At 46.5% G+C, this 11,274-nt stretch carries 13 protein-coding genes; all 13 read right to left on the reverse strand.

Annotated features, from left to right (window positions below; translation table 11 throughout):
- Positions 1-19 precede the first annotated feature (19 nt).
- The 13 genes from solA to AB4Z50_RS26530 all read right to left on the reverse strand — a co-directional run bounded on the left by solA (position 20) and on the right by AB4Z50_RS26530 (position 11,122).
- Positions 20-1,177, reverse strand: a complete 1,158-nt coding sequence (gene solA, locus AB4Z50_RS26470) for an N-methyl-L-tryptophan oxidase (RefSeq protein WP_441883740.1) — start codon at positions 1,175-1,177, stop codon at positions 20-22.
- Entirely contained in the window at positions 1,140-2,330 is a 1,191-nt protein-coding gene (locus AB4Z50_RS26475) for an amidohydrolase (protein ID WP_441883743.1), read from the reverse strand. Before AB4Z50_RS26475 ends, solA begins: the two co-directional genes overlap by 38 nt.
- A complete protein-coding gene (locus tag AB4Z50_RS26480; RefSeq protein WP_441883746.1) occupies positions 2,327-3,337 on the reverse strand; it encodes an LLM class flavin-dependent oxidoreductase in 1,011 nt (336 codons plus the stop codon). Before AB4Z50_RS26480 ends, AB4Z50_RS26475 begins: the two co-directional genes overlap by 4 nt.
- A gap of 21 nt (positions 3,338-3,358) precedes the next feature.
- Entirely contained in the window at positions 3,359-4,111 is a 753-nt protein-coding gene (locus AB4Z50_RS26485; protein WP_076269076.1) for an amino acid ABC transporter ATP-binding protein, read from the reverse strand.
- On the reverse strand, positions 4,108-4,818 hold the full coding sequence (locus AB4Z50_RS26490) for an amino acid ABC transporter permease (protein ID WP_339204759.1): 711 nt from the start codon (positions 4,816-4,818) through the stop codon (positions 4,108-4,110). Before AB4Z50_RS26490 ends, AB4Z50_RS26485 begins: the two co-directional genes overlap by 4 nt.
- A complete protein-coding gene (locus AB4Z50_RS26495) occupies positions 4,808-5,596 on the reverse strand; it encodes an amino acid ABC transporter permease (RefSeq protein ID WP_441883762.1) in 789 nt (262 codons plus the stop codon). The genes AB4Z50_RS26490 and AB4Z50_RS26495 overlap by 11 nt, the downstream gene beginning before the upstream one ends.
- A gap of 27 nt (positions 5,597-5,623) precedes the next feature.
- Positions 5,624-6,460, reverse strand: a complete 837-nt coding sequence (locus AB4Z50_RS26500; protein ID WP_441883750.1) for a transporter substrate-binding domain-containing protein — start codon at positions 6,458-6,460, stop codon at positions 5,624-5,626.
- Positions 6,461-6,752: 292 nt separating this feature from the next.
- A complete protein-coding gene (locus tag AB4Z50_RS26505; RefSeq protein WP_441883765.1) occupies positions 6,753-7,664 on the reverse strand; it encodes a LysR family transcriptional regulator in 912 nt (303 codons plus the stop codon).
- Positions 7,665-7,826: 162 nt separating this feature from the next.
- Entirely contained in the window at positions 7,827-8,360 is a 534-nt protein-coding gene (locus AB4Z50_RS26510; RefSeq protein ID WP_441883753.1) for a DoxX family protein, read from the reverse strand.
- A gap of 25 nt (positions 8,361-8,385) precedes the next feature.
- Positions 8,386-9,300, reverse strand: a complete 915-nt coding sequence (locus AB4Z50_RS26515; protein ID WP_430059526.1) for an L-lactate dehydrogenase — start codon at positions 9,298-9,300, stop codon at positions 8,386-8,388.
- Between the two features lie 2 nt (positions 9,301-9,302).
- On the reverse strand, positions 9,303-10,085 hold the full coding sequence (locus tag AB4Z50_RS26520; protein ID WP_076269082.1) for a formate/nitrite transporter family protein: 783 nt from the start codon (positions 10,083-10,085) through the stop codon (positions 9,303-9,305).
- 500 nt (positions 10,086-10,585) lie between these two features.
- Positions 10,586-10,873 carry a HesB/YadR/YfhF family protein gene (locus AB4Z50_RS26525; protein ID WP_076269083.1) on the reverse strand — a complete coding sequence of 96 codons (288 nt, stop codon included), beginning with the start codon at positions 10,871-10,873 and terminating at the stop codon, positions 10,586-10,588.
- A 123-nt stretch (positions 10,874-10,996) separates the two neighbouring features.
- Positions 10,997-11,122, reverse strand: a complete 126-nt coding sequence (locus AB4Z50_RS26530; protein ID WP_441883758.1) for a hypothetical protein — start codon at positions 11,120-11,122, stop codon at positions 10,997-10,999.
- Between the last annotated feature and the right edge of the window lie 152 nt (positions 11,123-11,274).

Genomic DNA, 11,274 nt, shown 5'->3' on the forward strand with positions numbered 1-11,274 from the left:
AATAACAAAAGTAATAGCGTTATGCCCTGCTAAAACGATCAAGCTCGAATAATCTCAGATCATAGCCTGTATTCTTTTTTTGTATTTTGTCAGCCAAAATCTCGCCTACCACGCTCGCAAATTTAAAGCCATGACCGGAAAAACCGCCAGCAAGCAGCACATTATGATGCTCAGGGTGAGCATCAATAATGAAATCCTCATCAGGCGTAAACTCGTATTTGCATACTGCACCCCGCAAAAGCTTGCCGGCCGCATCCGGAACAAAAGCGGCAAGCGCGCGGCGAAGGTCCTCTTCATCTTCTGGATAAGCACCAAATGGAGCAATCGGCTCACCTGGCTGCCATTCCACGCCTGTATCGTGTCTGCCAATTTTAATTCCTGCGCCGTCAATGCTCGGAAAGCCGTAGTAGCCTCCCATCGCGCCGCCCCAAGTGAAGCCGGGAAATACGCCTGCATCAAAAGCGGGTGAACGCGTTTCAAACCACCCAACTACTTTGCGAACTGCTCGAATGGGAAGCTTAACATGATTCGCGAGCATGCCAAACCATGCGCCGGCGGTAATAATGATTTGCTGTGCGGTATAAGCAGCTTCTTTCGTATGAACGGTGACGCTTGAAGCATTCGCCTGAATATCTGTAACGAAGCTGTTTGTCAGAAGCTCCGCTCCGGCTGCTATAGCTTGCTGCTTATAAGCAGCTACACATTTTTCACTGTATAAGTAACCCGCATTCGGCTCGTACATCCCTTGGAAGGAATCAGCCAATTGAACACCTGGAAAACGCCGATTGATTTCTTCCGCACGCAACAGCTCCACTTGAACGCCATTAGCAATAGCATCGCCTAATCTGCCTTCGTAATTGTAAAAGCTCGATTCTGCCATATTGAGCACGCCCGATCGCTCCAGCAGCTTTTCCCCCGTTGCTTTCTCGAGTGCCAGCCACCTCTCATCGGCTCGAAGCGCCATCTTCACATAAGTATCGCCGCCATGATAGGCATGCCGGATTAGACGCGGCTCGCCGTGATGGCTTCCCATATTATGCGGCGGATCAAAAGCATCAATGAGCAGTGTCCTTGCTCCGCGGGCTGCGAGCTCATAGCCTGCGCTCATCCCCATGGAGCCCGCCCCAACGATGATCACATCATATGATTTCGAAATGTTGTCGTCCTCCCGGCGCATTCTCGCCCGCCAGCTTGCGCAGAGCATCCACAGCAAGGGAAGCAAAAAAAGAAGCAGCAATCGGCAATGCTTTTTCATCTAAATCAAAGGCTGGATGATGCCATTCCTGTGAGCCGGCTGTGCCAAAAAACACAAACACCCCTTCGGTTTCCTTCAAATAAAACGCAAAATCCTCGCCTGCCGGAGAAGGCGTCGGCTTCACTACGGCAAGACCAAGAGCATGCGCAGTTATCGAAGCTTGATCGGCCCACTTCTGATCATTGACAACTGCCGGCGGCCCTTCCAGCCACTTCACTTTCGCACTCGTTGCAAACGCGGATGCTACACCATTTACGACCTGATCAAAGCGCTCGCGCACTGTCGTGCGGACATGCTCTTCAAACGTACGCAGCGTACCGTCAAATACCGCTTTGTCCGAAATAATATTCCAAGCGGTTCCCGCATGAAGCCTTGTCACGCTAACAACCGCACTGTCCAGCGCGCTTACGCTGCGGCTTACGATCGATTGCAGCGCCGTAATCATATGCGCCGCGGTTACGATCGGATCAAGACCGGCTTCAGGTACTGCGGCATGACTGCCGCGGCCTTCCACTTCAACGACAAAACCATCAGCTGCCGCCATGATCGGCCCGCCTGTAATACCAATCGTTCCAACTGGGAGATCCGGCTTGTTATGCATGCCGAACACCGCGCTCACGCCTTCCAAAGCTCCGCTTGCAATAAGCTTCTGAGCACCCTTTGCTTTTTCTTCCGCAGGCTGGAACAGCAAGCGCACCGTTCCTTGCAGCTCCTGCTCCCGTTCCTTGAGCAAAAGAGCAGTTCCTATGATTGAGGCCGTGTGAAAATCATGTCCGCAAGCATGCATTTTACCCGGAATTTTTGAAGCAAATGCAAGACCCGTCTCCTCCTGTATCGGCAGTGCGTCTATATCCGCGCGAATCGCGACAATCGGGCCGCCATGCAATCCGCCAATCTCTGCAATGACACCGGTTTGAAGTCCATAATCAACAACTCGAATGCCCGCCTCCGTTAACCAGCCGCGTATGGAAGCCGTCGTCTCGAACTCCTCATGAGAAAGCTCAGGATGCTGATGCAGCTGCCTTCGAATGGCTATCAACTTCTCCTCTATGAATTGGGCTGAGAAATCGCTCATACCAACTCTCCTTCAAAGGCTTCCTTAAGCAGCTCGAAGGATCGTACACGCTTGACGAAATCAGGAATAATCGTCGTAAAAATAAACTCATCCACACCATACTGCTCCCCAATTTCAAGCAGTCGTTTGCGAACCGTCTCCTTGGTGCCGCGGGTAATATCGGCATCCCTTTCCTCCGCTGTAAACGTCTCTCCCGCCTGCCTAGCAAATTCCTTCGCTTGTTCCAGCGTGCCTACATTTACAGTCTTGCCGCTTGCCAGTGTAACTCTCACATTTTTAAAATGACCTGCAAGCTCATTCGCTTCTTCTTCCGAATCGGACGCTATGACTGACAACGCTAGAATCGCTTTAGGCTCTCCGCCAAACGATCGATTAAACTTATTCCGATACGTATTTATCGCCTTTTGAGCCGTATCTGGATCGTTATTAATGAATAATGCAAAAGCATACGGATAACCCTTCTCCGCAGCCAGCTCCGCGCTTGATAAACTTGTGCCAAGCAAAAAAATGTCAGCCGGCTGCTTCGGCAGCGGGCTTGCAACAAGCCCAGCCAGCGGATGCTCCTCACCAGTCTTATCATGGAGCAGCTGCTCCAGCTCTGTCAGCTTCTCAGCTAAAGTATCGGCTTCCGCTACGCCCTTCTGCAAAGCTTTCGTAGAACGCGGCAATCCGCCTGGCGCTCGCCCGATGCCAAGTTCAACTCTTCCTGGCGCGAGTGAAGCAAGCACATTAAAATTTTCTGCCACTTTATAGGGGCTGTAATGCTGGAGCATTACGCCGCCTGAACCAATGCGAATGGATGATGTTTGAGCCAGCAAATAAGCAATAAGCACCTCTGGCGAGGACCCCGCCATCCCGGGAGAATCATGATGCTCAGATACCCAGAAGCRCTCGAAACCAAGCGTTTCTGCCAATTGCGCCAGCCTCACGGTATTCGCCAAGGCTTCAGCAGCAGTTTGACCGGGAAAAATAATACTTTGATCCAGAATGCCAATTTTGAGTGACATATTGATTCGCTCCTCTATGTGTTAGATGGAATAGACACCCTCAGGTGTGATCCGTTTCAAAAATTGTTTGGTTCGTTCTTCTTTTGGATTGGTGAAAATATCGTTAGGCCTGCCCTCTTCAACGATCGCTCCGCCATCCATAAAGACAACATGGCTGGCAACATCCTGCGCAAAGCTCATTTCATGGGTCACGATAATCATCGTGATGCCTTCTTTTGCGATTTTGCGAATTACGCTAAGCACCTCGCCAACCAGCTCTGGATCAAGCGCCGAAGTTGGCTCATCGAACAAAATAACTTCTGGATTCAGCGCCAGCGCACGAGCGATGCCTACACGCTGCTGTTGTCCGCCAGACAGCTCGCTCGGATAGGCATGCAGCTTATTGCCAAGACCAACCTTTTCAAGCAGCTCCTCGCTTTTTTGCCGCGCCTCTTCCTTCGGAAGCTTTTTAACGATGAGGAGACCTTCCATTACATTTTCAATTGCCGTCTTATGCTTAAATAAATTATATTGCTGGAAAACCATTGCGCTTTTTTGCCGAAGCGTATGAATTCCTTTTTTATCGGGACGCTTGCAATTAACGGTGAAATCACCAATCGAAATTTGACCGTCGCTAGGCTTCTCTAAATAATTGATGCAGCGCAGCAGCGTTGTTTTCCCTGAGCCGCTTGGCCCTAGTATCGCAACGACCTCACCTTTTTTGACGGTAAGATCGATTCCTTTGAGCACTTCATTGCGTCCAAAGCTCTTCCTAATTTGCGTCAGCTTAATCATGAGACACCGCCTCTGTTGTACAGGTTAAAGCGCTTCTCGGCTAACGCGGTCAGTCGCTCGATGAAAAAGGTTAATCCCCAGAAAATAAGAGCTGCGGCAAGGTACGCCTCAAAAAACTTCCAGTTTGTTGAAGCCACGATTTGCGCTTTAGCATTAATGTCAACGACGGACACTGTAAAAGCCAGCGTTGATCCGTGCAGCATGCCAATTACCGAGTTCGATAAGTTAGGCAAGCTGGCAGCAAAGGCTTGGGGCAAAATAATTCTGCGCATCGCTTGCGGGGTAGTCATTCCGATTGAATACGCGGCTTCCATTTGTCCGCGGTTAACCGCAAGCAGTCCCGATCTGACAACCTCAGACATGTATGCGCCAGCCGTAATCGAGAAAGAAATATAAGCGAATCCTATCATGGGAATCGAGACCGAACGGAACGATAAGCCTAACGCCTCAGCTATACCATCTACGATAATCGGCAAACCGAAATAAATAAGCAATAAATGCGTTAGCATAGGAGTTCCGCGGATGACGGTAACATAGGAAACGGCGATAGGATAAAGGACTGGAATCTTATAAAGTCTAATGACAGCTACAGATGTCCCAATGAGGAAGCCGCAAAAAACAGAAACGAACGTAATCGCCAAAGCCGTTGGCACCGCGCTCAAAAGCTGAACAAACGCCGTCCATATGAATGCGAAATCAAGCTTCATTTTCCCTTCCTCCTCTGCCAAAGCCTATTCCGGCTGCAAACCGCCTTGATTTATCTTTTTTGATAAGAGGTTCTTTGTCTTCTGCCGCGATGCGGCGCTCATGCTTCAATAACCTGCGTTCGATCAAATGGAACAGCTTCTCAAGCCCAAAGCTCAAAATAAAGTAGATAATCGCTAGCGAAACATACGTTTCAAGGAAATGCCTGGACATAACAGCCAGTGTCTGTGATTTTCCTGTTAATTCCATAATACCTAACGAAAAGGCGAGTGATGTATCCTTCAAATTTGCAATGACAAGATTAGAGAATACCGGCAATGCAATCGAAACGGCTTGAGGTAGTACAATTCGGGTAAAAGCTTGGAAACCCGTCATTCCTACCGCATAAGCTGCTTCAACCTGCCCCCGATCCACTGCCCCGACAGCCGCGCGAATCATCTCCGCTATATAAGCTCCGCTGTGCAGCGCATAAGTAAGGATGACAAAATATAATGCCGGCACTTTAGCTACATCCAAATGAAAAAGCTTCAAAACCTCAGGCAAGCCGTAATAAAACAGAAATAGCTGAATGAGTATAGGCGTCCCTCTAAAAAAAGATAAATACACCTGCGAAAACCGTCTTAGAACCGGAATCTTATAAAGCTGGGGAAAGGCGACGATAAATCCGACGCCAACCCCAAGTACGATGGAACTCACCACAATAAGAAGAGTGACTTTCAAGGTAGGCAGCAGCTTTATTAGATACTCGAACACATAGCTGATATCAAAAGGTTCTCCCACCTTAGCCATCTCACCTTTCAATTGGGTTTATTTTTCTTGGGAAGTAAAATCATCGCCCAGCCATTCTGAGCTAAGCTTAGCCAGCGTACCGTCTGCTTTCAGTTCTTTGATTACCACATCAACTGCATCAGAAAGCTTTTGCTGCTCCGGATCGTCCTTGCGGAACATGAACAAGATGTCTGCTTCGCTCAGTGCCGGTCCTACTGCTTTAAGCACTTTCTTCGGATCAACTAACGATAAAGTAAAGTCAGCAGCGAGGAAGGCATCCACTCGGCCTGAGGTTACTTGCGATACGTTGTCGTTTGCACCGCCATTTTGATACACAAGCTCAAGCGCGTTTCCGTTTTCCTTATTGTAATTCTCAAGAATCGTTGCCGCTGCGCTTGTTGCCGTTGTTAGCACTTTTTTACCTTTTAGATCAGCCAACGTTTGAACTGAATTATTGTCCTTGTCTACTATGATCTTGTTTCTCCAGTGCGCATAAGGCTCTTTATTAAAGAGGTACTTCTGTACGCGTTCCGGATTTTGCTCCATCTCATGTGCAATCATGTCAATTTTTTTCGTTTCCAAGCTTAACAGCAGGTTCGTAAATTCAAGCGTTTGAATGTCAAATTCATAATCTGGAAGACGTTTATCAATTTCTCTTACAAGCTCTACATCGAAACCAGTAAGCTTACCATTCTCATCTATAAAGCAAACTTTAGGGAATTGTGTTCCTGTGCCAACAACAATTTTTGTTACGGATTTGGAAGCCTCTCCGCTTCCTGTTTCCGCATTGCCGCCGGTGTTGTTTTTATTGCTTCCGCAGCCAGCAACTGTAAGGGCAAGGACGAGTGCAATCGATAAAACGAATCGTTTTTTCATTTTCTTTTTCCCCCAAATCATCAAATGTTTAAATCCTTATAATTCCTACCTGTTAAGTAAGGATTATGTTGAATTCACTTTACCACCGGACTGCCAGCTTCGTCAATCCTCTAGCTTATAGAGATCTTCTATAAGAAAATTGAATAATCCAATGATGCTTTTATCAACAAAAAACGTCCGCTGCTTCAGTAGGAGCAGCGGACGAATGTGATTAAGTGCACTATTCATATCGGCTTAACTGTAATTATGAATGTACCATACCCATCTCTTTTCGAATAATAGAGTTTTTGTATTACAGATTTATATTTGCTGATAAGCTTAGCTCCGCATCTGCTAATTGCTTGCCTATTTCGGTAATGGCATGTACAAATTCCAGATGCTCTCCATGATGCGAAATGAGGTTCGTCTGTAAAAAAATGCCTTCCGTCTCCGGGACGCGTATCGGATAAAGCTTCCCATCCTGCAGCTCCTGCTGGGCGCATAAGCCTGGAAGAAACGCGATGCCTGCTTTCTGAATGACAAGCTTTTTGGCCATCTCAGAATTATCCGTCTGAATTTGAATGTTCGGCGGCAGCTCCAAATTCTCGAATATACGATGAATGCGAAGCCAATCCAATGAGCCGCATTCAAAAAAAACGAGCGGCTGCTCAGCGATCGCCTCAACCGTCAGCTTTTCCGTTGTTAAGAACGGATGCCCATGATACACATGCAGCCGTATTGGATCTTCATAGAACTTGGTCGACTGCAGGTTAGGATGATTCACCTTGCGAACAAAGCCAATATCTACTTCCTTGCTCAGCACTTTATTCACAATCTCATCCGTGGTGCTTGTGACGATTTTATAGTGAGTGTGTGGGAATTTCTTCTTTAAGCGAGGTAATAAGTCAGGAATAATATAATTGGAGACAGACACGGTACAGCCAATTCGGAACTCGTTCGGCAAAGACTTCTTCTGATTAATATGCTGCTTGCCCTTCTGATAGATGAGCAGCAGCTGTTGGGCATAAGGGAGAAATCGTTTACCGTCTTCCGTTATTTGAATCTGTTTGCCATTTCGATCGAACAGCTTGCAGTCGAGCTCCTGCTCAAGGGACTTAATTCTTGCTGTTACAGAAGGCTGAGACAAATACAACGCGTCAGCTGCTTTATTAAAGCTTCMACAATGGATGACATAGACGAATGCTTCTATATTCTCAATGTTGATTTGACACACCTCCACTCACTTAAATCCAACTAAACCAATACGAATATATATAATTAAAGTAACAAACTAAGGAGTTCATGTCAATCGAGCAAAAAAAACGGGTTGCCCCAAAAGTAGATACCTACTTGAGGAGCAACCCTTATTCCTTGCATTCGTTCCGCTCTAACGAGGGATTGTCTTGTTGTCAGCATAGCCGCTATCGCCGCGGTTGCCGAATTTTTTAAATAGTTTGCGCAGATAAGGAAGGGCAAAGTAATCAATACCGAATTTGCCTGCGTTCGTGCCAGCGATGAATACGATAATTCCGATCAGCAGCATCCAAGGGTTAGTCGATACCGTACCTGCAAACATAAACATGAAGTTCATTAATAATCCGAAGAATGCTGCAGCTGTCGTAAGTGCGCCAACGATAAGTCCAAGCCCTACCAAACATTCACCAACGGGTATGAGAAAGTTAATGATGCCTGCATTCGGAAGAGCAACATGTTCTAGAAATGCAGTGAACGTTGGATAAACTAATTCGTTTGTCGCTTTATCCATTACAGGGTTGCCGATAGCTCCTTTTAAAAATCCGCTGGCATCAAATCCGCCAAGCTTATGCCAACCAGCGCTCAGCCATTGCCATCCCAAGTACACCCGCAGCACAAGCATTAAGCCCRCTGCATATTTGTTTTCGCTTAGCCATTTGGTTACCATGACGATCAGCTCCTCTTATTTTTGTCTAAACCGAGATCGTTTCAATCAGTTCCTTCAGCTTGTTCGCCGAACGGTGCAGCAGCGCTTTTTCTTCCTCTGTAATCGGAATGTCCAGCACCTCTCTTACTCCATTGCGATCAACGACGCACGGTACACCCATGTATACATCCGATATGCCGTGGTAGTTTTCAACTAACGTGGATACATTGAGTACAGCCGACTCATTGGACAGTATCGCAGTTACAATGCGATCCAGTGCTAACGCAATAGCGTAATAAGTGGCACCTTTCGCTTCTATGATTTCGTAGGCTGCATCTCTCGTATGCGTAAAGATGTCTGACTTTTCTTCCTCGCTAAGCGAGATGGACGAACCAGCTACGTTTGCCAAGCTCCATAATGGAAGCTCGGAGTCCCCATGCTCCCCAATAATATGGGCATGTACGCTGCGCGGGTCAAGCTGCAATCGCTCGCCGATCAGGTAGCGGAAACGAGCACTATCGAGCAATGTGCCTGAACCGATTACACGGTGAGTTGGCCAGCCCGACTTTTTCTGGCAGAAGTAACTCATAATATCTACCGGATTCGTCGCGATTAATAGAATGCCGTCATCATTGTATTTCAATACTTCGGATACGATGCTTTCATAGATGGCAATGTTGCGCTTTAATAGATTCAGCCTTGGCTCCCCAGGCTTCTGAGCTGCTCCAGCTGTAATGATGACGATATCCGCATCCTTGCAGTCCTCATAAGTGCCTGCCCATACTTTAGTCTGACCAAGGAATGGCATCCCGTGATTCATATCAAGCGCATCCCCAACTGCTTTGCCTGCATTCGCATCTATTAACACAAGCTCATCCATCCGGCTGCGAAGCAGCAGCGTATAGGCTGTTGTGGATCCTACTGCTCCTACACCAATAACGACAACTTTTGATTTTTTCATTGTTATTCCACCTCTTCAAATGGTTTGTTTACGAAATAATACATAACGCCCATAAGGACGGAGCCACCGATTAAATTACCTAGTGTTACAGGTACAAGATTATGAATCATGCCTTCGAGTGAAATGGTTCCCGGATGATTCAGCACAAGCGCAATGGCAAAGGTGCAAAGATTAGCGATGCTGTGCTCGTAGCCTGAAATAAAGAAGCAGAATACGAATAGCATCATAGCGAACAATTTCGGCCCATCTCCGCGCAGTGACATCGGAACAAAAAACGCTAAGCAGACCAGCCAGTTACACAATACACCTCGGAAAAACAATTCCCATACCGGAGCGTGAAGCTTCTTCTCTACGACACTGAGTAAAAATCCATTAACGGATGCATCGCTGAACAATCCGGTTGCCCATATGAGAAGGGCGAAAGCAACTGCACCTAGAAAGTTGCCTGCGTAGCTTGCACACCATAGCTTTACAACGTTTAGCCAGCGCATTTTGCCCCTAAGAGCTGCAAAGGTGAAATAGAAGGTGTTTCCTGTAAAAAGATCTCCTCCGCCATATGCGATTAGAATGATTGCTGCACCAAACGTTATCGCCGCCATGGGATAGGTTAGCGGGCTATGTGACTCGTAGAAAAAGCTACCTGTCTTAAACGCTACGATTACGCCAAATCCGATAAACATACTCGCTAACATGGCTCGCAATATATATCTCAGCTTGCTTGTCAGAAACACCTTTTGCTTCTTCAAAGCAAGCTGTTCAACCCTTCTCAAAGGAGCATGCTCCATATAAAATCCTCCTAATGTGTGGTGTTAATCGTTTATGCTGTGCTCGCTTTCGTTTGCTACACCTTTAGTTTAGGGGATTCTCTTCCATTTGTATGTCGGGGAACTCCCTGAACTATAGCTAAGGGTTTCTAAGCGAAAGCTGCTTAGCAAATAGGGAGGTTCCCCGATGTGGCCTCCATGATCATTCTTTTATAATAGAAATAAGTGATCGGCAAATGAGAGGATGGCGGTAAACAAAGTGGACATACAGGCATCTTTAAATGAGGATAACAAGGAGAATACAGAAAACGGAGCACTGCATGATAAAGACAAGGCAGCTAGTCATCGTCATAACGGCAAATGCTGCAATTGCTCAAAAAGCTCATGCCTGGACAAAACTGAAGCAGAATCGCCTCTTGATAAGTAGCAAATAAGCGCTAACACGCAAAAAAGGAGCAGCTCCTTAAGGTTTATAACCTATTGAAGCTGCTCCTTTTTTGTTGTCCTGCTATGCCATGTGGTTATTCCACAACCATTTTAATTTCTTCATACTTCTCGTCAAAAGAAATGCGAAGCGTCTTATTATCCAAATACCATAGATTATCATCTTCTATAAAATAGGTAATACCTTCTACGACATCACGAAGTCCCGCTGTCTTGGGCTCATCCTTCATAATGCCAAGTGAAAGTCCTGGATGAACGCTGCCGCAGCCGCCCAGGCGAACGTAAATACGAATCGCTTCACCATCGGAAAGACCCATTTCTTTTTTGTACCAGCGAGCTGCTGGTTGTTCCACTATTAAATTCATCTCGGTCAGCTCCTTCCGCTACATGCTCTACTCCATCATCACGAAATCGCTTAGCGGTGTCAACCCTTACGTACCAAACCATCATCAAAAAAAGCCGTCCATCTTCATATAAGAAGGAAAGGGTTATATAACCCCATACTTTTTGAGCGCAAACTCAATTCCGTCCTCGCTCGACTTTTGGGTAACAAAATCAGCTGCTTGGTGCGTAATCGTTCCATCTACATCGAAAAAAACAATTTTGTAATCCATAAGCATCTCTCCCTTGCTTTACTTTACCTTTGCAATTGAGATCTAGCAATAAATTACATAATAAAAAGACTGCCCATTTGATATGCTCCCCAAATAGTAGACAGGTGAAATAATAAAAAACCTGCTGCTGTGAGGGGAGCATTTTCATGTCT

Origin of the sequence: Paenibacillus sp. 2TAB26 (assembly GCF_052115145.1) — a bacterium.
In the GTDB taxonomy this organism is placed as follows: Bacteria; Bacillota; Bacilli; order Paenibacillales; family Paenibacillaceae; genus Pristimantibacillus.